Origin of the sequence: Campylobacter sp. RKI_CA19_01116, assembly GCF_025771405.1 — a bacterium.
Lineage (GTDB): Bacteria > Campylobacterota > Campylobacteria > Campylobacterales > Campylobacteraceae > Campylobacter_D.
This window is the reverse complement of sequence record NZ_JAKMQF010000008.1, coordinates 1-23,338: the sequence shown is the minus strand read 5'-3', so window position 1 is coordinate 23,338 and position 23,338 is coordinate 1. Positions and strand designations below refer to the sequence as shown.

24 protein-coding genes and 1 other RNA gene are annotated in these 23,338 nt (G+C 30.2%); 16 read left to right on the top strand and 9 right to left on the bottom strand.

The genetic code is table 11. From position 1 onward, the window contains the following. Nucleotides 1–117 precede the first annotated feature (117 nt). The 10 genes from L8U41_RS06740 to L8U41_RS06695 all read left to right on the top strand — a co-directional run bounded on the left by L8U41_RS06740 (nt 118) and on the right by L8U41_RS06695 (nt 7,268). Complete coding sequence (locus L8U41_RS06740; protein WP_263728139.1) at nt 118–819, top strand: Bax inhibitor-1/YccA family protein; 702 nt, start codon at nt 118–120, stop codon at nt 817–819. 102 nt (nt 820–921) lie between these two features. Then, nucleotides 922–1,266: a preprotein translocase subunit SecG gene (secG, locus tag L8U41_RS06735; protein ID WP_012662194.1), complete on the top strand. Its 345-nt coding sequence runs from the start codon at nt 922–924 to the stop codon at nt 1,264–1,266. Between the two features lie 12 nt (nt 1,267–1,278). Continuing rightward, a complete protein-coding gene (gene frr / locus L8U41_RS06730; RefSeq protein WP_263702848.1) occupies nt 1,279–1,836 on the top strand; it encodes a ribosome recycling factor in 558 nt (185 codons plus the stop codon). 2 nt (nt 1,837–1,838) lie between these two features. Beyond that, nucleotides 1,839–2,447 (top strand): orotate phosphoribosyltransferase, encoded by a 609-nt coding sequence (gene pyrE / locus L8U41_RS06725; protein WP_263728138.1) that lies wholly within the window; start codon nt 1,839–1,841, stop codon nt 2,445–2,447. Next, nucleotides 2,447–2,863, top strand: a complete 417-nt coding sequence (locus L8U41_RS06720) for an RDD family protein (protein ID WP_263664044.1) — start codon at nt 2,447–2,449, stop codon at nt 2,861–2,863. The genes pyrE and L8U41_RS06720 overlap by 1 nt, the downstream gene beginning before the upstream one ends. Next, nucleotides 2,860–3,882: a ribonucleotide-diphosphate reductase subunit beta gene (locus L8U41_RS06715; RefSeq protein ID WP_173786944.1), complete on the top strand. Its 1,023-nt coding sequence runs from the start codon at nt 2,860–2,862 to the stop codon at nt 3,880–3,882. The genes L8U41_RS06720 and L8U41_RS06715 overlap by 4 nt, the downstream gene beginning before the upstream one ends. Nucleotides 3,883–4,006: 124 nt before the next feature. Then, nucleotides 4,007–4,174 (top strand): hypothetical protein, encoded by a 168-nt coding sequence (locus L8U41_RS06710; protein WP_039619427.1) that lies wholly within the window; start codon nt 4,007–4,009, stop codon nt 4,172–4,174. Nucleotides 4,175–4,184: 10 nt separating this feature from the next. Further along, nucleotides 4,185–5,702 (top strand): disulfide bond formation protein B, encoded by a 1,518-nt coding sequence (locus L8U41_RS06705; RefSeq protein ID WP_263728137.1) that lies wholly within the window; start codon nt 4,185–4,187, stop codon nt 5,700–5,702. Between the two features lie 90 nt (nt 5,703–5,792). Continuing rightward, nucleotides 5,793–6,422, top strand: a complete 630-nt coding sequence (locus tag L8U41_RS06700) for a protein-L-isoaspartate(D-aspartate) O-methyltransferase (RefSeq protein WP_263728154.1) — start codon at nt 5,793–5,795, stop codon at nt 6,420–6,422. Between the two features lie 105 nt (nt 6,423–6,527). Next, entirely contained in the window at nt 6,528–7,268 is a 741-nt protein-coding gene (locus tag L8U41_RS06695; RefSeq protein ID WP_263728136.1) for a carbonic anhydrase family protein, read from the top strand. 11 nt (nt 7,269–7,279) lie between these two features. Here L8U41_RS06695 and L8U41_RS06690 read toward each other — a convergent pair whose 3' ends face one another. Then, the gene (locus L8U41_RS06690; RefSeq protein ID WP_263728135.1) at nt 7,280–7,912 is read right to left on the bottom strand and encodes a poly(A) polymerase; all 633 of its coding nucleotides are present in this window, start codon (nt 7,910–7,912) and stop codon (nt 7,280–7,282) included. Continuing rightward, complete coding sequence (gene typA, locus L8U41_RS06685) at nt 7,912–9,720, bottom strand: translational GTPase TypA (protein ID WP_039629177.1); 1,809 nt, start codon at nt 9,718–9,720, stop codon at nt 7,912–7,914. The genes L8U41_RS06690 and typA overlap by 1 nt, the downstream gene beginning before the upstream one ends. 126 nt (nt 9,721–9,846) lie before the next feature. Between typA and L8U41_RS06680 the strand changes: the two genes are divergently transcribed. The 4 genes from L8U41_RS06680 to L8U41_RS06660 are packed head-to-tail and all read left to right on the top strand — an operon-like array spanning nt 9,847 to nt 14,517. Then, a complete protein-coding gene (locus tag L8U41_RS06680; RefSeq protein ID WP_257404661.1) occupies nt 9,847–10,185 on the top strand; it encodes a hypothetical protein in 339 nt (112 codons plus the stop codon). 3 nt (nt 10,186–10,188) lie between these two features. Continuing rightward, the gene (locus L8U41_RS06675; protein ID WP_263728134.1) at nt 10,189–11,829 is read left to right on the top strand and encodes a flagellar hook-length control protein FliK; all 1,641 of its coding nucleotides are present in this window, start codon (nt 10,189–10,191) and stop codon (nt 11,827–11,829) included. 50 nt (nt 11,830–11,879) lie between these two features. Next, on the top strand, nt 11,880–12,887 hold the full coding sequence (locus L8U41_RS07900; RefSeq protein WP_412175029.1) for a flagellar hook capping FlgD N-terminal domain-containing protein: 1,008 nt from the start codon (nt 11,880–11,882) through the stop codon (nt 12,885–12,887). A gap of 4 nt (nt 12,888–12,891) precedes the next feature. Next, complete coding sequence (locus L8U41_RS06660; protein ID WP_263707086.1) at nt 12,892–14,517, top strand: flagellar hook protein FlgE; 1,626 nt, start codon at nt 12,892–12,894, stop codon at nt 14,515–14,517. A gap of 10 nt (nt 14,518–14,527) precedes the next feature. Here L8U41_RS06660 and L8U41_RS06655 read toward each other — a convergent pair whose 3' ends face one another. Beyond that, nucleotides 14,528–14,971 (bottom strand): hypothetical protein, encoded by a 444-nt coding sequence (locus tag L8U41_RS06655; RefSeq protein WP_263664035.1) that lies wholly within the window; start codon nt 14,969–14,971, stop codon nt 14,528–14,530. A 52-nt stretch (nt 14,972–15,023) separates the two neighbouring features. Here L8U41_RS06655 and ffs point away from each other — a divergent pair. Further along, nucleotides 15,024–15,121, top strand: an RNA gene (gene ffs, locus L8U41_RS06650) — signal recognition particle sRNA small type. 3 nt (nt 15,122–15,124) lie between these two features. On the opposite strand, the gene L8U41_RS06645 is transcribed toward ffs, so the two are convergent. The 5 genes from L8U41_RS06645 to L8U41_RS06625 form a co-directional block, all read right to left on the bottom strand. Continuing rightward, the gene (locus tag L8U41_RS06645; protein ID WP_039629186.1) at nt 15,125–16,348 is read right to left on the bottom strand and encodes an HD domain-containing protein; all 1,224 of its coding nucleotides are present in this window, start codon (nt 16,346–16,348) and stop codon (nt 15,125–15,127) included. A gap of 160 nt (nt 16,349–16,508) precedes the next feature. Further along, nucleotides 16,509–17,117, bottom strand: coding sequence for a protein adenylyltransferase Fic (gene fic, locus L8U41_RS06640; RefSeq protein WP_263679554.1), 609 nt, complete (start codon nt 17,115–17,117; stop codon nt 16,509–16,511). A 62-nt stretch (nt 17,118–17,179) separates the two neighbouring features. Beyond that, nucleotides 17,180–18,160: an ABC transporter ATP-binding protein gene (locus L8U41_RS06635; protein WP_263728133.1), complete on the bottom strand. Its 981-nt coding sequence runs from the start codon at nt 18,158–18,160 to the stop codon at nt 17,180–17,182. Further along, nucleotides 18,160–19,743 (bottom strand): ABC transporter permease, encoded by a 1,584-nt coding sequence (locus L8U41_RS06630; protein ID WP_263728132.1) that lies wholly within the window; start codon nt 19,741–19,743, stop codon nt 18,160–18,162. The genes L8U41_RS06635 and L8U41_RS06630 overlap by 1 nt, the downstream gene beginning before the upstream one ends. Nucleotides 19,744–19,762: 19 nt before the next feature. Continuing rightward, nucleotides 19,763–20,767, bottom strand: coding sequence for an extracellular solute-binding protein (locus L8U41_RS06625; RefSeq protein WP_263728131.1), 1,005 nt, complete (start codon nt 20,765–20,767; stop codon nt 19,763–19,765). A 190-nt stretch (nt 20,768–20,957) separates the two neighbouring features. Between L8U41_RS06625 and cgb the strand changes: the two genes are divergently transcribed. After that, entirely contained in the window at nt 20,958–21,386 is a 429-nt protein-coding gene (cgb, locus tag L8U41_RS06620; protein ID WP_263728130.1) for a single-domain globin Cgb, read from the top strand. Between the two features lie 22 nt (nt 21,387–21,408). Here the strand turns inward: cgb and L8U41_RS06615 are convergent, their stop codons facing one another. Further along, a complete protein-coding gene (locus L8U41_RS06615) occupies nt 21,409–23,037 on the bottom strand; it encodes a multidrug ABC transporter permease/ATP-binding protein (protein ID WP_263728129.1) in 1,629 nt (542 codons plus the stop codon). Between the last annotated feature and the right edge of the window lie 301 nt (nt 23,038–23,338).

The following is a 23,338-nucleotide window of genomic DNA, read 5'->3' as shown; positions in this document are numbered from 1 at the left end:
TATTTTTACTTAAACCAAATCAATAAATTTATTTTTTGTTATATTTTTATGTAGTTTTAATCTTTCATTTATCTTTTTTTTGTAAATTTTGGTTTTAAAAATTATTGGAGGATTTTAATGAGTCTTTACGATAGAGATTATTCTAACTCTAAAACTCAAGAATTTGAAGGTTATGCTAGAAGTGATTTAAGCATTTTTATAAAACAAACTTATCAGCTTTTTGCTGCTTCATTATTAGCTGCAACAGCGGGCGCTTACATAGGAATTTTTGCTCTAGCGCATCTATTTGCACAATCTCAAGCAACTTTTTGGATTTTATTTGTTGTTGAAATTGGTTTATTGTTTGCATTACAATGGAAAAAAAGAGAAGCTCCGCTTAATTTAATTTTACTTTTTGCCTTTACTTTTGTTTCAGGGTTTACTTTAACACCACTTTTATATTCAGTTTTAGCACTTCCTGCAGGGGCTAGCATCATCGCTCAAGCTTTTGCTTTAACAACAGTAGCTTTTGGTGCTTTAAGTGTATTTGCTATGAATACAAAAAGAGATTTTACTATGATGGGAAAAATGCTTTTTATAGCTTTAATCGTTATCATAGTGGCTTCTTTAATTAATCTATTTTTCCAAAGCTCACTTGTGAGTTTAGCTATTTCTGGTATTGGTGCGATTTTATTTTCTTTTTACATCCTTTATGATACTCAAAACATCATTAGAGGAAACTATGAAACACCAATCGAAGGCGCAGTTGCTCTTTATCTTGATTTTATCAACCTTTTCATCTCTCTTCTTAATATTTTAAGAAGCTTTAATAGCAGATAAAAATTTGCGAGATTTTTTCTCGCAAATTTTCTTTACCTCTTTCAAGTTTTTATCAAACTTTTTAAGTTAAAATACTCATTTTATTTTCAATAAGGAAAATTCATGACTACTCTTTTAATTATTTTGCAATTTGCAATTGTTGTGATTATTTGTATTGCAGTTTTATTACAAAAAAGTTCAAGCATAGGACTTGGAGCTTATAGTGGAAGTAATGAAAGTTTATTTGGAGCAAAAGGTCCTGCGGGATTTTTAGCTAAATTTACTTTTGTAATGGGTGTTTTACTTATTGCTAATACAATTGCTCTTAGCTATATGTATAATAATGCTAACTCTAACTCACTTGCTGAAAAAGCAGAACAAATTTTACCAAAAGCACCTGAGACAAACACAACTAACATTCCAGTTGCACCAAGTGCCCCAATTAGCGAAAGCAACACTAGCAAATAAAAAGGATAAACCATGCTAAATGAAATTTATACCAAACAAAAACAACAATCAGATAAAAGCTTAGAGGCCTTAAAAAAAGATTTTACTACTATAAGAACTGGTAAAGTAAATATCAACATACTTGATCATATTCATGTAGATTATTATGGTAGTGCAACCCCGCTTAATCAGGTAGCAACAGTTTTAGCAACCGATGCTTCAACCATAAGCATTACTCCTTGGGAAAAATCAATGCTAAAAGCCATAGAAAGTGCCATAGCTGCAGCAAATATAGGAGTAAATCCAAACAATGATGGTGAAAGTGTGAAATTATTCTTTCCACCTATGACAAGAGAACAAAGAGAAGAAAATGCTAAAAATGCCAAAGCTATGGGAGAAAAGGCTAAAGTAGCCATTAGAAACATTAGAAAAGACGCAAATGATGTAGTTAAAAAACTAGAAAAAGATAAAGCAATTTCAGAAGATGAAGCCAAAAAAGCCTATGATGAGGTTCAAAAACAAACTGATAATTACACAGCAAAAGTAGATGAATTAGTTAAAAATAAAGAAGCAGAACTTTTAAAGGTTTGATAATGAACTTAGAACAAATTTATAAAGATTGTGGAGCATACCTACAAGGACATTTCTTGCTTAGCTCAGGGAAACACTCTGAGTTTTACCTTCAAAGTGCTAAAGTTTTAGAAAATCCAAAACTAGCAGGTGAGCTTTGTGAAGAGCTTGCAAAAGTTATTGCTAGTTTTAACATCGAATTTGATAGCATTTGTTCTCCTGCCTTGGGTGGAATTTTAGCAGGTTATGAGCTTGCTAGAGCTTGCAATAAACGCTTTATTTTCACTGAGCGCGTAGAAGGAGTGATGAGTCTTAGACGTGGTTTTGAAGTAAAAAAAGGTGAAAAATTTATCGTTTGTGAAGATATTATTACAACAGGTGGTTCTGCACTTGAGAGTGCAAAAATCATCGAAAGCTTAGGTGGGGAAGTAGTAGGCTTTGCAGCTTTAGCAAATCGTGGTTTTTGTGCGGTAAAAAATTTAAACAACCCTAGAAAAGAAAATGCAAAACTGCCTGCAAATTTACCACTTTTTACACTAGGAAATTTCGAATTTGATATTTATGAAGCAAATGCTTGTCCACTTTGTGAAAAAGGCACCAAAGCTATCAAACCTGGTAGTCGTGGAAACTAATGAAAACTAAAGCAAAAATAGCTACTCGCTTTTTAAGATTTAAAGCTTTTTTGATTGATCTATTTTTGCTTTATGTGCCTGTTTTGTATTTATTTTATTTTACACTTGGCTCTAAAGAAGCCTTTTTAAACAATCAACTTATAATTTTTTTATGTTCTTTGCTTTTTGGGCTTATACAGGCCTTATTTTTAGCAAAAAAAGCTCAAAGTCCTGGACTTAAAGCTTATGATTTATATTTAATTGATCTTAAAAATGGCCAAAAACTTAATTTTTTTAGAATACTCTTACGCTATATAATTTTTATCGTAAGTTTTGGTTTATTGATTGGGTTTTTGGTAAGTTTTTTAAGAAAAGATACTTTGGCTTTGCATGATATTTTAAGCCAAAGTGTTATTGTCACAAAGGTAGAAAAATGAATAGAAAAAGAATTTATAATCCAAAATCAAATGAAACTTTAAATGATAGAAAAGTATTTAATGGTAATCCTCATGGCATTTTAAATTTTACTAAAGCAAAATACACTTGGGCTTTAAAGCTTTGGGATTTAATGGAAGCAAATACTTGGTTTCCAAAAGAAGTGGATACAACCAAAGATGCACTAGATTATCGCTGTAATCTAACCGTAGCAGAAAAAAGAATGTATGATTTAGTTTGGTCTCAACTTATCTCAATGGATAGTTTTCAAACAAATAATCTTGCTGATAATATCAATCCTTACATCACAGCACCTGAAATCAATGCAGTTTTAGCAAGACAAGCTTACGAAGAAGCAAACCACTCAAAATCTTATGCGGTAATGGTTGAAGCAATCTGTGAAAATACAGACTTAATTTATGAAATGGAAAAACATGATGAAACTTTAAGAGAAAAAAACGATTTCATTTCAAGTATTTATGAAGAACTAGCTGGCGAAGTAGATGATAATAAACTTTTACTTGCAATGGTAGCAAATCAAATTTTAGAAGGGGTGTATTTTTACAGTGGCTTTACTGCTATTTATGCTTTAGCGCGCGCAGGAAAAATGCTAGGTTCAGCACAAATGATACGTTTTATACAAAGAGATGAGATCACGCATTTGTTATTATTTCAAAATATGATTAATTCTGTACGCAAAGAAAGACCTGATTTATTTAATGATACTAATGTAAGTAAAATCTATGACATGTTTAAAAAAGCAGGTGAGCTTGAAATCAAATGGGGTAAATACATCACTCAAAATCAAATCATGGGTTTTACAGATGATATTATAGAAGAATATATTCACTATCTTGTTGATCAAAGACTAATTGCAATTAATCTTGATAAAATCTATAATGCAAAACATCCTATTAAATGGGTAGATGATTTTTCTAAATTTAATGATCAAAAGAGTAATTTCTTTGAAAGCAAGGTTACAAATTACTCCAAAGGAAGCTTAAGTTTTGATGACTTCTAAGTCTCAAAACTACTCATTTTTTTATACTTTTTAAATCAAATCTCTTTTTCAGTTTAATATTTTATTTTTATTTATTCTAATATAGTAAAATCGGCGGTTTTTATTTTATTTCAAAGGGGAAATGATGGAGTTTTTAGAACTTTTGTTAATCTTTATCGCCATAGTCCTCATGATAGTTAAACCAGAAAAAGAAAAATTAGCTTTTTCTATACTTGTAATTTCATGGGCTATTATGGTATTTGACTATTTAGGTCGTAAATCAGGCGCAATCTTAGGCCTAATGAATCTATAAGGTGGCAAATATGTGTGATATTAACAAAACTAAATTCTTTTATTTTTTAATGTGCTTAGCAGGATTTTTGGTTATTTTATTGCCTGTTGGAATTGCAAATTTAATCTTTGGCTATATGCTAGGTGATAGCCCTTGTACTTCTTGCTGGGGTCAAAGAGAATCAATGATTTTCATCGGCGTAGCGGCTTTATTTGTTGTACGTTATGGTATGAAAGGTAAATTTTTAGCTTTCCTTTTAATCGCAACAGCTTTTGGTTTATGGCAATCATTTAATCATATAAGCGGCCATGCACACCGTGATCTTGATCAAGGTTTTGGTTTACCTATTTTTGGTTTACATACTTATTTTTGGGCTGAAGTGGTATTTTGGGCTGTAGTTTTACTACTTGGTGTTATTTTTGCCTTTGCTCCAAAATTTGGTTCTTTTGAAAAAGAAATGGAAGGATCTAGCTTTAGAAAATTAACTAAATTTAATCTAGCTGCTATGGTTATTGTTGCTTTTATCGTAGCTTCAAATGTATTCCAAGCTTTTGTAAGCACTGGTCCTGTTCCATATAGCGGACAAGGCGATCCGGTTCGTTTTAGTTTAAATCCAAAATATATCATTTGGGATGATTCAGGTTGGAGCAAAAGCTGGAAAAGCATTTCTTTCTTAGGAAAACGCGATGTTAAAGAACCTGACTTTGCTTTTGCGCCTGCTAGTGAAAAACTAGGTATTCAATTTGATAATAATATTAGCAATGCTCCATTTGCAAGTATTGATGAAAATCTAAAAATAACAAATGAAACAAAAATTGATTTTCCTAAAGCTATCAATACACTTGATTATATCAATGGAGAATATGTTGCAAGTTCAAAATGGGAAGTATTTTTCCTAGATAATAATTTTAGCACTAAAGTTGATTTTGTTTTAGATCCATATTTTTCAGCTACAATCAACCCTATCGTAGGAATTATCCCTTATCTAGACAATAAATACATCTTAATGGGTTCTAATAAAACTTTCTTAAGATTTGCTCAAAATCCTAATGCAAATGAGGCTTTACAATATGCTGACTTTATGAAAGGGGCAAATAATTTCGAAGGTCAAGGCAAAGATCTTGGTCGTGGTAGAATTGATACAGTTAGAGCTAAATTCCATCACATACTAAGCACAACTACTGATGGAAAATATATGTATACAGCAACTGTTCCAAACAATAAAGACGCTAAAACTTTTGTAATTTCTAAAATTTCTTTAGCAGATAGAGTTCTTTCAGCTGAATTTACTCCTAAAGCTGATCTAAAGGAAGGGAAAACATTAGGTGATCTTTATGTAACTTCAATGGCATTTAAAGACGGTAAAATTTATGCATTAAGCAAAAAGCATAATGTTATTGCTGTAATTGATCTAGATAAAGAAGAAGTTGTAAAAACCATTTCTTATCCAGAAAATATAACTAATGCAAGAAGTTTATTCTTTAAAGATGGCAAAATGCACATCTTATCTTATCAAGATGGATCAAACATCCTTTATGCACTTGATTAATCTTAAGGCGTTTTTACGCCTTAAGGATTTTAAAGCTAGATAAATAAAATTTAAGATAAAATAACACTTTTTATCAAGGGGTGCTTATTGATTCATATATTTGAACAAAAACAATGTCAAACTATGGCAGAAGAAATTCGCAAAAATACTTTCATCAATGAAGAATTATTTGAAGCTTTTTGTTCCACTCCAAGAGAAATTTTTTCACCTTTAAAAATGCATGCTTATAGACTTGATGCGCTTCCTTTAATGGGTAATCAATGGATAAGCTCACCTTTAACCGTAGCTAAAATGACTATGGCACTTGATTTTAAAGATGCTGATAGTGTTTTAGAAATAGGTTGTGGTAGCGGGTATCAAGCTGCGATTTTAAGCAAACTCATTAGAAGAGTTTTTACCATAGAGCGCATTGAAAAACTTGCAATTAGCGCTATAGAAAAATTTAAAAAACTAAACTATGCTAATATCCATGTAAAATTTGATGATGGACAAAATGGTTGGAAAAATTATGCACCTTATGATAGAATTTTACTCTCAGCTTGTATAGAACATATCCCAAATGTATTGTTTGATCAACTTGAAAACAATGGAATTTTAGTAGCTCCTTTACTCATAGGAAATCAACAATTTATCACTAAATTTACCAAAAAAGATGGCGAGATTAGTAAAGAAGTTTTAGATGAATGTCTTTTTGTACCTATTAAAGATGGTAAAGAATAATCTTGCTAATTTTTAAGATAAATATTTAATTTTAATATAATTATTTTTAAACATAAGCTTTTTATAGGGGATGTTTTTTTATAATTATGCTAAAAAAGGAATATTATGAGTTTAAAAAAAATACTTTTTGGTTTATTTACCACTAGCATGCTTTTTGCCTATGAGCAAATGCCTCAAAATGCCTCACATGGAAATTTTATGGAAAAAGATAAATGGAAAAATTTAGATAAAAACTGGATTTACTGTGAAAGTGGTTTAAATCAAGATTTTATCAATATAAATAGTAAAAAGGCTACAAATAAAAATCATTCTTTAGAATTTAACTATTCAAATGATTCTTTTGGCTTAATAAATGATGGTTATACCATAAAAATGCATTTTGCAAGCAATGGAAGCCATATCGTGCTAGATAATACAGCTTATAATTTATCTCATTTCCACTTTCACGCTCCATCAAAAATTTCTATTGATAAAAAATCTTATCCTTTAGAAATTCATTTTAGTCATGTAAGTCAAAAAGGCGATATAGTAGTGGTTGTACTGTTTTTACAAGAAGGTGTGGAAAATCCTTTTATTAAAAAAATCATCCGTGCTTTTCCTAAAAAAGAAGGCGATAAACTTTATGTTCAAGGCTTAAGTGCTAATGAGTTATTGCCAAATGACCTTCAATCTTTTTATATCTTTAAAAATAAACTCAACGAGCCTTGTAATCAAAAAATCACTTGGATAGTTTTAAAAGATATAAACTATGCCTCTAAAGAGCAAATCCAAACTATACAAAATTTAATGGGGAAAAATGAGAATTTAAAAATACAAGAAATTAGCAATCTAGAACAAAATGATTAAGTAAGCTAAACTTAATCATGTATAAAAGCTTGAATTTTTTCTAAATTAGCTCTAAAAAGTTTAAAATTTAACTCACTTGAAATTTTTAAATCAGCGAAAAAAGGATTTTTCAAACTTGCTATGAGCAAATAATCATCTTTTTTCAAAACTCTTTGTGTAGAAAATTCTTTATCCTTTACTTTTTCAAAAATACTTTCATTTGAGTTAATATCTTCTTTTAATTTCTTACTATAAAGCAAAATTCCACAAAAGAAATTCCCAAATTCATCTTTAAATTTCACATCATAAAGAATAAAATCATCAAAAATAAAAGAATTTTGAGAATAATAAGTTTTTAAAGAAAAGTCAAAAGCAATTTTTTCAAAATCTTTTTGGCCAAAGCCTTGTTTGTCAAATTTAGCATTGTTTTGTTTTAAAAATTCCTCGCACATTTTAAACACAAGCTCATTGCGTCCCCACATAAGCTTTCTTCCTAAAATTCTAAAAAACAAAACTCCTGCTAAAACAGCAAAAAACAAAGCTATAATCACATCTTTGCTAAATTGAAAAGCAAGAAAAAATATAACCAAAGCTTCAGCAAATGCTAAAATTTGTAAAGCTTTGAGTCTTTTATTTAAAGCTTGTCTTATGGCTTCAAAATCCATTAAGACTTAGCCTTTTCCATTCTTTTTCTTTGAGTAGGATCAAGATATCTTTTTCTAACTCTAATATTTTGTGGAGTAACCTCTACAAGCTCATCTTCTTCTATCCACTCTAACGCTCTTTCAAGGCTTAATTTTCTAGGTGGCACAAGCTTAATCGCATCATCACTACCACTTGCCCTAACATTGGTTAGATTTTTACCTTTAATAGGATTAACATCTAAATCATTTGGGCGTGAATGCTCACCTATAATCATACCTGTATACACTTTTGTTTGAGGATCAATGAACAATACCCCTCTATCTTGCAAATTAAACAAAGAATATCCTAGTGCAACACCATTTTCCATAGAAATTAACGCACCATTATTTCTTTTTTCAACTGCTCCGCTAAATGGACGAAACTCTAAAAAGCTATGGTTCATAACACCCTCGCCTTTAGTATCTGTTAAAAATTGTGATCTAAATCCTATAAGCCCACGCGCAGGAATTTCAAACTCAAGTCTAGTTTGACCATCTCCAGTTGGTGTCATAGTTTTCATTTCAGCTTTTCTTTTACCTAATTTTTCAATCACAACCCCAGTAAAATCATCAGGCACATCAATCACCAAATGCTCAAATGGTTCTGTTTTAACTCCATCTTCTACCTTAACGATAACTTCAGGTCTTCCCATGCAAAACTCAAAACCTTCTCTACGCATATTTTCAGCCAAGATAGTTATTTGCAGTTCACCTCTTCCACTTACTTTAAATTTGCCCTCGCCTGTACTTTCATATTTCATAGCAATATTAGTTTTCATCTCAGCCTCTAGACGTTCTGCGATTTTATTTGAAGTTACATGCTTGCCTTCAGTACCTGCTAAAGGACCATCATTTACCGAAAATACTATGCTTAAAGTTGGTTCTTCTATATGTAAAGGATCAAGCGGCATAGGATTGTTTGGATCTACCACACTATCTCCCACATCTAAAGCTTCAAAACCTGCAATCGCTACAATATCGCCTGTCCCTGCTTCCTCGATGTCCATTTTTTCTAGACCCATAAAACCAATAAGTTTTGAAATTCTTCCATTGATTTTAGAACCATCTGCCTTAGCAAGCATTACATTTTGATTTTTCTTTACTTTACCATTAAAAATTCTTGCAATGCCTATTTTACCAACGAAATTATCATAACCTAGAGTAAAAACTTGAAGCTGTAAAGGGTTTTCATCGCTACCGCTTGGAGCAGGTACGCGCTCAAGTATAGTCTTAAACAATGGCTCCATATTAGTGCTTTCATCTTCAAGTGCAAGCTTTGCATAACCATTTTTAGCAGCTGCATAAACTACAGCAAAATCAAGTTGTTCATCATTTGCTTCTAAAGCCACAAAAAGATCAAAAATTTCATTAATTACTCTTTCAGGATCAGCAGCTGGTTTGTCGATTTTATTGATAACAACGATAGGTTTAAGTCCTAAAGATAAAGCCTTTTTTACCACAAATTTAGTTTGAGGCATAACACCTTCTTGTGCATCAACTAAAAGCAAAACCCCATCAACCATTTTTAACACACGCTCAACCTCACCGCCAAAATCAGCATGGCCTGGAGTGTCTATGATGTTTATTTTAGTACCTTTATAATTAATAGCAGTATTTTTAGAAAGTATAGTAATACCTCTTTCTTTTTCTATATCATTACTATCCATCACACGCTCTGCTATTTGCTCGCGCTCACTAAAGGTTCCTGATTGTTTTAAAAGCTCATCCACCATTGTTGTTTTTCCATGGTCAACGTGAGCTATAACAGCTATATTTCTAATATTGTCCAAGTTTTTCTCCAAAGTCTTAAATTTAAAATCTAATATTATATAAAAAAATTGCTTAAAAATTAAGATTGCTAAATTGGAACACTTGTTGCTTTTGTTTGGGTAAGAATTATTTTTAAGGAGAAAAATATGTCAAATCTAGGAACTCAAATCTTTAACGCTAACTTAGAAAAACAAGGAACTTCAGTTTTAAATAGTAAGCATTTTATGGAACTTTTAAATTATCTAGAAGTTGTAAATTCAAATGAAGAAAAAGAACTAAACTATGCAAAACTTTCAAGTAAAGTCAGTGAAATTTTAGATGATGCTCATAATGAAAATGCGGTTTTAAATGCTAAAAATATAGAAGAATTACTAGTAATATTTAAAAACTTTAATCTTTCTCATGAAAATTTAAAACTTGATTGTGCAGCACAATTACAAAATTTATTTCCAAATTTAGCAAAAAATAATTTTTTAGTAGGTTAATTAATGTCAAATATCCAAGCTAGCGATGCTTTAAACTTACTAAGCATCGCTCCACAAAATGAAAATCCTAACAAAGAAAGTGCTAATTCAAATAGTGATGGAGAAGAATTTTTAAATTCACTATTGCAAGCTATAGATGAAAAAGATGGAAGTTTACCAAAAGACTTTAAAGCACCACAAAAAGAAAATAAAAACGAAAGCTTAAAAGAAACCATTGATGATAAAGTTCGATTAGACGAAAAGGATGCTTTAAAGCTTTTTGAAGGTGCAAATTTTATGCAAATTCTTTCTTTACTAGAAGTTTTACAAAGTGATAGCAAGGATATAAAATTAAACAAACTTGTCCAAGATAATACTGCTATTTTAGCTCTTGAAAAAAACCTACACAAGTTAAAAAATATAAAAAATATCAATGAGCTTTTTAATATAGCAAAAGAACTTGGATTAAATATAAAAAATATAAAATTTGAACAAATCAAAGATTTAAAAGAAGCTTTTCCAAATCTTGATAAAAAAGGTTTTTTTGAAAATGCAAAACAAAACAATACTAATGTTTTTCAAGATTTAATCAATCAAAAAATCACCAAACTTTTAAAAGAAGAACCAAATACAAATAAAAATATAAAAAGCAAAGAAAACGAAGGTGTTTCTTTACTTTCTTCTGCTTTAAAAAACATAGAGCTTCCAAAAAAAGATGTAAAAGTAAAAGAAAATATTCAAAATATAGATTTCAAAGAAAAATTTATAGAAAAAATTCAAGATAACAAAGAAACAAAAGACATAAAAAATATAAAAAATATTAATAAAAATGATAAATTAAATGATATAGAACTCATTAATCTAACTCAAAATTCAAACTTAAAAAAAGAAATTAAGGATAAAGAAAAAATAGATTTTAAAGAAATATTAAAAAATGAAAAATTAACTACCAGTGAAGATAGTTTTAGTAAAAAAATAAGTTCTGTTTTAGAAAATTCAAAGGACTTAAAAGCTGAATTAACAAATACAAAAAATACTCAAAATTTACAAAATCAAGATTTAAAAATTAATTTAGAGAATTTATTAAATCCTCAAGAAAAACAATTAAAAACAGAAAAAAATGCTCAAAACACAGATGTTTTTAACGATATTTTCAAAACCACCAAAGAATTTACAAAAGATGATAGTGAACATAATGAAGAAAATTTAAATTCTTACGTGAAAGAAATGAATAGAGTTTCTAATAATTTTGTGAAAAATCAAAATATTCCTATGAAAGAAACTTTCAATGATTTTGCCCAAGAATTTAAAGACAAACTAGAAAGTTATAAAGCACCTATAACTCGCTTTAGTATAACTTTAAATCCACACAATCTTGGAGAAGTAGAAGTTACCTTAGTCCAAAGAGGATCTAATCTAAACATCAGCTTTAATTCTAATCAAAATACTTTAAATCTTTTCATACAACATCAAGCTGAGTTTAAAAACGCTCTTGTAAACATGGGCTTTACAAATTTAGAAATGAATTTTAATAATCAAGAAAGAAAAGAACATAATAACCAACAAAAACAAAAAAATAACAATAATAAAGAAGATAAGGTGAATTTCGAAAAAGAAATTCAAGAAAAACCAAGCTTAGAAATGGTTTTAGCAAAATATTTTTAAATGGAATATTTTTTGCTTTAATCTTTAAAAATATATAAAAAAGGATTTTTATGTCAAATATAAATACACAAACTCTTCAAAGTCCTTTAGCAACACTTAATACTAAAGATATGCCAAATGCAAAAGGAAATGCTAGAGCTGGAGAAGGCGATAGTGGGTTGATTTATAACCCTGGAGCAGAACTTGACAAGGATGCATTTTTAAAGCTTCTTTTGATAGAACTTCAACACCAAGATCCAACCGATCCTATGGATACTGAAAAAATGCTTACTCAAACAGCACAACTTTCAGCACTTGAAATGCAAGATAATACCAATAAAACCATGACTCAACTAGTAGATGCGATGGCAAAACTACAAAATTCTATTGCAGCAAGTACCGGTATGAGTGCATTAGCTGCGGTTGGAAAACTTGCAACAGTTAAAGATGATTATCTTGTGGTAGCAGATGATGATATACAATTTCAAATTAATATGTATTTACCAAAAGAACCACAAAAAGGTAAAAAGACTGATATTGACACTGAAGGTTTTGAACTTAAGAAAAATGGTGAAGATAAACTAGACATTACAGGTAAGGTAGATAAAGAAATAGCAGGGCCTGGAGAAACTGTATATGTAAAATTAGTTGATGATAAAGGCCAAGAAGAAACTGTTAAAGCAGTAGTTGGTGAGGATCAAACCTTTAAAATTATAGGACATACTCCAAGCGTTGATATCAAAACAGCTAAGATTGATTCAGCTTATAAATCAGATAGCGAACCTGTAACATTTACTATTTATAACGAAGCAGGTGATCCTGTAAGAACAATGAAAGTTAAAGATATGACTGCAGGTATGAAACAGATTGTTTGGGATAGAACAGATGATAGTGGAAATCCTGTGCCATCTGGTAAATACTATGTAAGAGCAAGTTATATAGGTGAAGATGGAACAACAGTTAACTCAACTTATGGTGCTTATCCTATCACTGGTGTAAGATTTGAAGATGGCGAAGCCTTGGTTGGCATGGGTGGAAGCTGGGTTAAATGGGAAGACATTAAAGAAATTACAGGATAAAATCATGTTTACAGCATTTTACAATGGAGTAAATGGAGTAAAATCCCAAAGTTATGGTATAGACAATACTGCTCACAATATAAGCAATGTCAATACAGTTGGTTTTAAATACTCTGATGTAGCATTCAAAGATGTATTTTACAGCACCGTTACAACCCAATCATACAACAAAGGTCAAACTGGTTATGGTAGTGTAGCAGGAGCTACAAATGATGTTTTTGAACAAGGGCCACTAGTTTCTACTGATAACGAATTTGATGTGGCTATTGCTGGAAAGGGCTTTTTTGGTGTAAGTAATGCCAATGGAGTTTATTATACTAGAAATGGTGCTTTTAAACCTGATGCAAATGGATTTTTAGTAGATTCAAATGGTAATTATGTGCTTGGAACTATGAATCCATCATTAAAAGAAATTCAGCTAAGCGATAGGGTTTCTAATATGTTTGGTCAAGTTATGGGACAAAAAGTTACCACAGCTTGGAGTGGAACACCTGGAGAAAATTTCCAAATAGGTGGAGTTAATACACAAGGGCCTATTTCTGTGCCTAAAAATCTTTATTTGCCACCTCAACCAACACAAAATATCACTTGGAGTGGAAATTTAGACACAAGTACCAAAACAGAAGCAGTGAATGTAGATGTAGATGCTTCTAAATTTGAATTTAGTAAAAATGAAGATGGTAGTGTAAAAATTTCAGGTAGTGTAAAAGATGAGCAAATTTTTGGTTTAAAGCCTGGTGATACTATATATTTTAAAATTACTGACGAAAAAGGTGCTAGCCAAACATTACAAGCTACTTTAGATGAGAATTTGGCTTTTAGTATTGACAATCAAAAACTAGATAAAGTAGATTTAGAAACAGCTAAGTTAGAATCATCTCATTTAAGTGTAGAAAAAGAAGTAGCTGATAGCACAGAACTTTCTGCAAAATTAATTAATCCTGATGGTTCTACTAGTTGGGTTAAGGTTAAATTAGATAGAGTTTTACCGCAAAATGGCACAGATTTAGAGTACAAAGCCGTTGCTCAAGTATATGATAATGATGGCAATAAAATAGGTGGAACTACCGAAGGTTTAATCACCTTTAATGAAGCTGGAGCTTTGGTATCTAGCACTCTAAACTCAGTTGATAATAATGGAACAAAAGTCAATATAAACCTTGGTTCTTATTATGATCCAAATATACCAAATTCAGGTTATGATGGACTTCATGCTTTAAAAAATAAACAGCCTTCAGTACACACACAAACAGATGGCAAAGGCGAAGGGTTTTTAAATAATTATTCTATCAACACAGATGGTACCATCATCGCCACTTTTACTAATGGCGATCAAATAGCTATGGCAAAACTTGCTTTGTTTAATTTTACCAATGAACAAGGTTTGGAAAAGCTAGGAGAGAATCTTTATGGACAAACAGGAAATAGCGGTAATCCAACCTTTTTGCTTGATGATAATGGAAATTTCAGCACAGCAACCTTTAAAGGCTCTTATTTAGAGCAATCAAATGTAGATTTATCCGTAGCATTTACAAACTTAATCACTTTGCAAAAAGCTTATGATTCAAGTAGTAAAAGTATCACAACAGCTGATCAAATGATACAAAAAGCAATCAACATGAAACGCTAATTTTAGCCTTTCATGATGGTTCTTTTGAATTTTTTTCTAGAATATATTTTATTTCTTGCTCAAAAAATTCATACACCCTAAGTTGCACTAAAGCTTCTTCTTCATTTTTATCCATCAAACGCTCAAGTCTATGAAAATTAATCTTTTTTGCGTATCTTGGATTTTTCTTTAAAAGTGAAGCAATATTTTTAAGCAAAGCATCTAAACTAAGCTCATTTTTTAAAACTCTATCCACATATTCTTTAGAAGTTTGCACTAAAATTGCTTGTCTGCTTTTATCATCTGGATAAACTTCACTTGCAATATCAGCCAAAACTTGCCAAATTTCTGCTTTTATAGTCTTATTTGCCACAATAATAGCAGCAAAAGATTTTGCTCTAAATTCTAAAGATAAATGACTAGGAACAAAAAATTCTCTAAATTTAGATAAAAAGTTTGCAAATATACTCAACATACTTCACCTCAATGTTTTTTAAGATATTTTAAGGTATTATTTCAACTGCCTTCTCTTAGACCTGTGCAATGCTATTTTTAAGCACCGCTTCAGGGTGGGAACGCAGCAGAGCACTTAGACTTAGTGTGTGCCGCAGTCATCTGGGAGAGGGTTTTAAAGTTTAAAATATCCTTTAATATCCTCACAAATTCTAAAGAAATTTACCCCATTAATAGTCGGATTTGTTTTAAAATATTCATACATTCCCACAAAACCGCTTTCAAGCTCTTTAGACTTTACTCCATAGCTAATTGACAAAGCTGCTTCTATAAAAGCTGCTAATTTATCACAATACTTCAAAGCCTTTCCATCAATAGCCTTAAAACGATCTTCATTAACAGCATCTAAACTACCACTATAAACACTTGGTTTGTTATTAAAAATACGATTTTCAAATTCATTTTTTACAAAGGCACTTTCTTCATTTTGTCCTTCTCTAATACCAAGTATATAGCTAAATTCTTCTCTAAAAGATAGTGGTATAAAAGGTAAAATCTTCTCATTAATAAGCTTCATTTCATATTCATTGATGATTTCATTTAAACCATCTATGCCATATTTTACCGGAGAGATGATATCTCTAGTTAAACTTTCAGGCAAATCATGAAACAAAGCGCAATAAAAATTGCTTTCTATTCTACCATCGCATGCTTTTACTTCTAAAGAATAAAAATAAGACAAAATAGCCACCACAAGCATATGTCCTAAAACCGCAGTTTCTGGAATCCTTGGAGTTTGCGCCCATCTTTTTTGAAAGCGCAAACGTCCACTTAAATCGATTATTTTAGAAATTTTTTGATTAAGAGCTATTTTTCTTGCACCGATTAATTCATAATAATCTTCTAATTCTTCTTCAACCTTAGCCTTAATCTCATCAATATCACTTAAAAACGAGCTAGTTTGATAAACTATATTAAACTCCCACCTTGTCGCAAAATACGAAGCAGCTTTTAAAATAAGCCTTTCTTTCGCATAATCTTTACCTTGCAAAAAAAGCTCATAGCGTTTTAAAAACTCACCATTTTCAATATCTTGAATCATCGGTGCGATTTTACTTAACACCCAAGCACTTACTTGCTCATTTTTTGCACGCGTTATCTCATGATACACATCAGGGCGTATATCAGTCACTACTACCCTGCTTAAAAACTCAAAAATCCCCGCTTCTATGATAAAGCGCATATTGACATCTTTTTCCATTTTAGCAATGAAATAAGCAATGATAAATTTATGTGCTTGTTTATCAAGCTCGACTAAATTTGTCATTCTAGGATAATCATTCCATCTTGATATAGAAGCGGCTTTAAAAATATGCTCTATTAATTCTACACTAATCATTTATTTCCTTTTTTTGCTGTGATTTTACTTTATTTTATAATCTTTAGCAAATTTTATTTTGATATTATGATTTAATGTTTTATTGTTAAGTAATGCAATAAGAAGAATTTGAGATTAACAAGCTTATGTCAATAAAAATTATAAAACTAGCTTTAAATCATCAAAAAAGCTCTTTTGTTTTATAGAGTGTATATCCTTCATAATAATAGCTTGCGTCAATCCCTCTTGCAAAAATATTAAAACTATGAATGTCATCACTCAAAGCATTTTGAAGTAAAATTTTTATCTCTACATCTTTAATAGGGCTTCTTTGCATAGCCATTATATAATCATCTTTATCAATCAAACTCCAATCAACCACTTTTTTCAACTCTTTTTTAAGTATTAAATCAAGCCAAATTCTCATACTTCTGCCATTTCCCTCTCTGAAAGGATGAGCTACATTCATTTCTACATATTTTTCTACAATTTGTTCAAAGCAAGATTGCTCCATGAGTTCTATTTTTTTAATTGCTTCATGTAAATAAACAGCAGGGGCAAATCTAAAATTTCCTTTTGAAATATTTACCTCTCTTATTTTTCCTGCAAAATCATAAATATCTTCAAATAATTTTTGATGAATTACCCTTAAGCTTTCAAAACTTCCTGCTTTTAATGTATCTAAAAAACCACTTTCAAATAAAGCTTTTGCCTTTAGTTTGCTTATTCTTTCTTCTTCTTTGGCTAATTCTAGTTGATTTTTTATACCAAGTTTATTTGTAAGTATCATTTTAAACCTTTAAAGTTTATATTTTATAAGATATTTAATATAAACTTTATTAAATTTATGATTTAAAACTCTTTTGTTTGGCTTAACTTAAGATAAATTTCATCATTTTTACTAAGTTCTTTATGATGATAAATACTAAAAATATATCCTTCCAAACTCACACTTAACTCATAAAAATCCCCATAAAACACGCATTCTAAAACGCTAGCTTTTAAAGGAGTTTGTGAAGTTGAAATTTGTATATCATTAGGGCGTAAAATGCCATTTTTACTTTGCAAATATACTTTAAATTTCTCATCTAAAATTGTATTTGGATCTATAAAAAATGCTTCTCCCAAAAAGCAAGCACTATCTATATTTTTAGGCTTATAAAAAAGCTCTTTGGCACTTCCATAGTCTAAAATTTTCCCATCCTTAATCAAAGCGATATTATCTGATAAATAAAAAGCATCGTCTTTATCATGTGTGACAAAAATAGCACTAAGCTTATGCTCTTTTAAGATATTTTTGATTTCTTTGCGCATTTTAACGCTTAAAGTGTGATTTAAATTTGAAAAAGGTTCATCAAAAAGTATGATTTTTGGCCTTGCGACTATGGTTCTTGCTAGTGCTACTCTTTGGGCTTGCCCACCGCTTAGCTCATTTGGATAGCGCTTTAAAAGTGTATTTAAATTTAAAATTTCTAAAACTTCATCAAGTCTTTGTTTTTGCTCGTTTTTACTTAAAGAGCTTATACCAAAGCATATATTTTCTTCTACATTTAAGTGTGGAAACAAAGCATAGTCTTGAAACAAAACCCCTACATCACGCTCTTGTGGGGCTAAATATACACTCTTAGAAGCAACTAGTTTATCCCCTATACAAATACTGCCATCATTGATTTCAAAAAAACCTGCTATACAACCAAGTAAAGAACTCTTACCACATCCACTTTCTCCCAAAATACTGACAATCTCGCCTTCTTTTAAGCTCAAAGAAATTCCTTTTAAAACTTCTGTTTTTCCAAAAGATTTGTAAAGATTGTCAATTTTTAAGATTTCCATTATTGTCCTTTTTGGTTGTTTTTATTTTGCAAATAATGCATTAAAAATGTAGGGATAATCCCAAATAACACTATAATCAAAGATGGCAAAGAAACATTGTAAATTAACTCATTTTCACTATAAGCAAATACAAGCGATGAAAGTGTTTGAAAACCTGATGGTGAAAGTATAGTCGAAATAGGCAATTCTTTTAAAATATCCACACAAATAATCACCACAGCTAAAGCTAAATAATGCTTCATCAAAGGAAAATGAATTTGAGTGAAAATTTTAAATGGTTTTGATTTTAAGGTTAAATTTGCATAGTCTATGTTTTTAGAAATTCGCTCATAGCCTGATTGAGTTGCAAAAATCCCTGAAGCTAAAAACCTCACAAAATACCCAAAAAATAACACTAAAAATCCACCACCTATAGCATATTCAAAAGATAAAAGATCAAAAATATAATTTAACACACCCAAAATCACTAAAATTCCCACAGCCACCACAGCTCCAGGTAAAGAATACCCCAAAGTCGTAAGCCAAAGGATGGCTTTAGAAGCTTTTGTATCATTTAAACGCACCACAAAACACAAATAAAATGCCACTCCCACAATAGTAAAAGAACTCGCCAAAGCCACGCTAAGGCTATAAAATGCAGGTGTTAAGACATTGCTTAAATTTTGCATAAAATCAAACCCAGTCCAATAAACAAGCCATATAATAGGCACGACAAAAGCTAAAAATGCCACTAAAAAGCACCATAAAAAGGCTAGAGATGCCTTAAAGCCTTTTAACTCGTCTTTTGGAGTAGGTAAAAATACATTTTGATTAAAGCCTTTTTTACCTCTTTGAATTTTTTCTAAAAGCATTAAAAGTGCGATAAACACTAGCAAAGCCACGCTTAAAGCCACAGCGCTGACTTCATCACCACCACTTCCCCATGTTCTAAAAATTCCTGCACTAAAAGTATCTACACCAAAATACGCCACCAAACCATAATCACTCAAAACTTCCATAGCTACCAACAGCAAAGCACCCACTATACCCACACGGCAAAATGGCAAGATCACTTTAAAAAATGTTTTTAAATTTGAAGCTTTCAGTGTTTTAGCACTTAAAATGATATTTCCAAGTCCATAAGCAAAGGTATTTTTAGCAAAAAAATACACATAAGGATAAAGCGCAAAAGATAAAATCACAATCACCCCGTATGCATTCATGATATCTATACGCCTATCAACCCCTAAAAGCGTGGGAATTAAACCTTGAAATTCAAATAAATCAATCCAAACAAAACCCATCACATAAGAAGGTATAGCCAAAGGTAAAATCAAAAACCATTCAAAAAATTTCGAGCCAAAAAATTTATAAAAAGCTATCAAATAAGCACTAACTAAACCTATAATCAAACACAGCACTAAAGTACCAAACAATATAAAAGCACTACCAAAAATATATCGTGGCAAGACATTTTTACTCAAATGTTTTAAGGTGTTAATATCTATAAAAGGAAGGTGTAAGATAATGGCAAGTATAGGCAGTATGATTAAACTACAGAAAAAAAAGGTGGCAAAAGACCACCTTAGACTTAAAAATTTCAAATTTTATTTTTCCTTAAAATTATTTCCATTGAACTTCATCAAAAATCATTAAAGCTTCTTTAGCATTACCCCAGTAAGCTTCAAAATTTGGTTTTTCAATTTTAAACTCGCCCCATGATTGTAAAATTTTAGCAGGTTTCACTTCTTTATTTACCGGATACTCATAATTTTGGTTTGTTAAAATTTCTTGTGCTTCTTTTGAAAGCATAAACTCGATAAATTTAACAGCAGCTTCTTTATTTTTAGAAGTTTTTAAAACACCTATACCACTTACATTGATGTGTGTTCCTCTGTCATCTTGGTTTGGAAAAATCACTTTTACTGAATTTGCAGCTTCAACATCTTTAGGATTTTTTGAATTTGCTAAATGCCCTAGATAATAACTATTTGATATAGCTACATCGCCTTCTTTTGCATAGATTGCACGAATTTGATCACGATCCCCACCTTTTGGAGTACGTGCAAGATTATTTGCTATACCTTGTGCCCATTCTTTTGCTTTTTCTTTACCCAAAGTATCAATCATTGCACTTAGTAAAGAGATATTATAAACATTATTTGAACTTCTTACTAAAACTTTACCTTTAAATTTAGGATAAGTTAAATCCTCATAAGTTTTAATCTCTCCATCTTTAATTCTATCTTTAGAAGCGATAATGATTCTTGCTCTTGTTGTAAAAGCATACCATTCGTTGTTTTTACCTCTTAGCTCTTTTGGAGAAAGTTTTTCTAACTCAGGTGAGCTAACTGAAACAAAAAGATTATTTGTGCGAACTTGTTCTAAATTTCCCGCATCAGCAGTCATAAACAAATCTGCCTTTGAATTTTTACCTTCAACTTCTAATCTTTTAGCAAGCTCATTAGCCTTAGCTTGCACCACATTTACACTAATGCCTGTTTTTTCTTGAAATAATTTGAAAATTCCTTTATCAGAATCATAATGACGATGAGAATAAATCGTAAGCTCTTGAGCGCTTAAACTCATAGCAGCTAATAAAGATAGTAAAACTACTTTTGCTTTCATTTTATAAATTTCCTTAATTTTAAATTTTGAAATTGATAAGGATTATTATATTAATAATTCACTTTATATTTACTTAAATTGATACACATAATCATTTTAAAATAAAATGATACAAAATTAACATAAATCAAGATATTTTTTCTCTCATTTTTATATAATCACCAAAAATACAATATGCAAAGGAGAAAAAATGACTCAAGAACAAATTCAAATCATCAAAGATTGTGTGCCAATTTTACAAAAAAATGGCGAAGTTTTAACTAAAGAATTTTATAAAATCATGTTTGAAGAATACCCTGAAGTAAAACCTATGTTTAATATGGAGAAACAAGCTTCAGGAGAACAACCAAAAGCTTTAGCAATGGCTATTTTAATGGCAGCAAAAAATGTAGAAAATTTAGAAAATATGAGAAGCTTTGTTGATAAAGTAGCTATTACTCATACAAAATTAAATGTCAAAGAAGAGCATTACCCTATAGTAGGCGCTTGTCTTTTAAAAGCTATTAAAGTAGTGCTAAATGCAGATGAAGCCACATTAAAAGCTTGGGAAGAAGCTTATGGTGCTATTGCTAAATTTTACATAGACATTGAAAAAGAAATTTATGCAAAAGCTAAGTAATAATAGGCTTTGATTTCAAAGCCTAGAATTTTTCTACTGCATTTTTAGCTAGTTCTTTTATATCGCCCTTTAATTCACAAATTTGACCGTTTTGTGCGAGTAAAATTCTATCAGCCATATCAAAATATACATCATCATGAGTTATAGCAAATATAGTAATGCCTTTTTGCTTCAAAAGTGGCAAAAGTTTAGTATAAAAAAACTTTCTAAACATAGGATCTTGATCAGCTGCCCACTCATCTAAGATCAAAATATCCCTTTTTTCAAGCAAAGCATTAAGCATGGCAAGACGCTTTTTTTGTCCAGCTGAGAGCTTTATAGTACTAAAAGTATTTCCCACAAGTTCTACTTTTTCATTAAGTTCTAAAATTTCAAGCCAGTATGCCAAGTCTTCTTTACTAAATTTCTCATCTTCTAAAACATGCTCAAACAAATGAAAATCACTAAAAATCGCACTAATTAAACTTCTATACTCGTAAATATTTTCCGAAGTTATTTTTCCATCATCTAAAAAAATATCCCCTTTAAAATCTGTAAAAAGTCCTGCTAAAATCATAGAAAAAGTAGATTTACCACTACCATTTTTACCTATTAAAAATACACATTCGCCTTTTTTAAGCTCAAAATTTACAGGTTTTAGTGCAAATTTTTCATTGTATGCAAAAGATACATCTTTAAAAGAAAGTTTTTGCCAAGTTTTTTTATTTTGACTGAGTTTAAACTCATGAGAATAATTTTCTAAATTTAAATTTGAAATTTTATCTAAAGCGATTTTTGCCATCATAAGCGTAGGAAAACTTCCTATCATAGCTCCAAGTGGCGCTCTTAAAAAAAGCACACTCAAAGCAATAGTCGTAGCACTTTGCAAACTAGCAAGCTCATAATTTAAAGCTATATAAAACTCCACTCCTACTAAGGCTAGCATAGCACTATTGCTCCAGTTGTTAGATAAAATATGCAAGATATTTCCCATAGTGGAGCTTTTTTTCTTTTTCAAAGCATTTTTTTCAAACTCATTTTCATAATAATACTTTGCTCTTAAAGGATTTAAGGTTAATTCCTTATGCCCTTGTAAAATATTTTGATAGTTTTTTTGCAAAGCATCATCATTTTCTCTAGCATTTTTAAAATAAAAATACACCTTGCTCATTAAAAAATTATCCACCAAAAAAACACACACTATCCACGCTAAACACAAAAAGAAAATTTCTAAAGAAAGATAAGCTATATAAGCACTTACACAAATAATCAAAACACTTGATTGTACAAATTCAGGAAGCCTTAAAAGCCCAAAAGAAATACTACGCACATCATTATTTAAAGAAGCTAAAATCTTTGCTTTAGTAGTATTTAAAATACTCAAAACACTTGTATCTAAAATTTGCTTTACAACCCTTCTTTGCATTTTAAAAATAAAACTTTGCCCAAACGAACTTAGAGCAATTTCTACAAAAGAAGAACTCGCAAAAAATACAAGCAATAAAAGCACAAAATACACAATGATATTTGAGTTTTCAAGGCTAGTTTTTAATAAAAACTCATTGATAAAAACTAAAGTTAGCACACCTAATATACTCGTAAAAATACTAAAAAGCAAAAAAAGAATGATTTTAAGTTTATTTTCTTGAAATAAAATCCACAAAAAACTCACAATGATACCTTTTTAAACAATAATTATAAAATTATAACAATTTATTTATAATATAAATTTTACTCAAAAAAACCTATTTTTCAATATATTCAAGCTCATGTAATATATTCTTATTATACTAATATTTTATTATTGTTTATTTTTAAGCTTAAATTTATAAATATAGTATTAACATTACTTTGTTGTTGAAAAGTTATTTGTAATTCATACTAAAAATATAAATATAGTATTGATTGCAATATTATAAACATATACAAAAAGGATTTACATGTTAAGATTTTTATCTAAAAATCACCTCACG

Bases quoted from the DNA above. Each gene is read 5' to 3' on its own strand.
- L8U41_RS06740 (WP_263728139.1), top strand. From the start codon at position 118: ATGAGTCTTTACGATAGAGATTATTCTAACTCTAAAACTCAAGAATTT.
- secG (WP_012662194.1), top strand. From the start codon at position 922: ATGACTACTCTTTTAATTATTTTGCAATTTGCAATTGTTGTGATTATT.
- frr (WP_263702848.1), top strand. From the start codon at position 1,279: ATGCTAAATGAAATTTATACCAAACAAAAACAACAATCAGATAAAAGC.
- pyrE (WP_263728138.1), top strand. From the start codon at position 1,839: ATGAACTTAGAACAAATTTATAAAGATTGTGGAGCATACCTACAAGGA.
- L8U41_RS06720 (WP_263664044.1), top strand. From the start codon at position 2,447: ATGAAAACTAAAGCAAAAATAGCTACTCGCTTTTTAAGATTTAAAGCT.
- L8U41_RS06715 (WP_173786944.1), top strand. From the start codon at position 2,860: ATGAATAGAAAAAGAATTTATAATCCAAAATCAAATGAAACTTTAAAT.
- L8U41_RS06710 (WP_039619427.1), top strand. From the start codon at position 4,007: ATGGAGTTTTTAGAACTTTTGTTAATCTTTATCGCCATAGTCCTCATG.
- L8U41_RS06705 (WP_263728137.1), top strand. From the start codon at position 4,185: ATGTGTGATATTAACAAAACTAAATTCTTTTATTTTTTAATGTGCTTA.
- L8U41_RS06695 (WP_263728136.1), top strand. From the start codon at position 6,528: ATGAGTTTAAAAAAAATACTTTTTGGTTTATTTACCACTAGCATGCTT.
- L8U41_RS06690 (WP_263728135.1), bottom strand. From the start codon at position 7,912: ATGGATTTTGAAGCCATAAGACAAGCTTTAAATAAAAGACTCAAAGCT.
- L8U41_RS06680 (WP_257404661.1), top strand. From the start codon at position 9,847: ATGTCAAATCTAGGAACTCAAATCTTTAACGCTAACTTAGAAAAACAA.
- L8U41_RS06675 (WP_263728134.1), top strand. From the start codon at position 10,189: ATGTCAAATATCCAAGCTAGCGATGCTTTAAACTTACTAAGCATCGCT.
- L8U41_RS07900 (WP_412175029.1), top strand. From the start codon at position 11,880: ATGTCAAATATAAATACACAAACTCTTCAAAGTCCTTTAGCAACACTT.
- L8U41_RS06660 (WP_263707086.1), top strand. From the start codon at position 12,892: ATGTTTACAGCATTTTACAATGGAGTAAATGGAGTAAAATCCCAAAGT.
- L8U41_RS06655 (WP_263664035.1), bottom strand. From the start codon at position 14,971: ATGTTGAGTATATTTGCAAACTTTTTATCTAAATTTAGAGAATTTTTT.
- L8U41_RS06645 (WP_039629186.1), bottom strand. From the start codon at position 16,348: ATGATTAGTGTAGAATTAATAGAGCATATTTTTAAAGCCGCTTCTATA.
- fic (WP_263679554.1), bottom strand. From the start codon at position 17,117: ATGATACTTACAAATAAACTTGGTATAAAAAATCAACTAGAATTAGCC.
- L8U41_RS06635 (WP_263728133.1), bottom strand. From the start codon at position 18,160: ATGGAAATCTTAAAAATTGACAATCTTTACAAATCTTTTGGAAAAACA.
- L8U41_RS06625 (WP_263728131.1), bottom strand. From the start codon at position 20,767: ATGAAAGCAAAAGTAGTTTTACTATCTTTATTAGCTGCTATGAGTTTA.
- cgb (WP_263728130.1), top strand. From the start codon at position 20,958: ATGACTCAAGAACAAATTCAAATCATCAAAGATTGTGTGCCAATTTTA.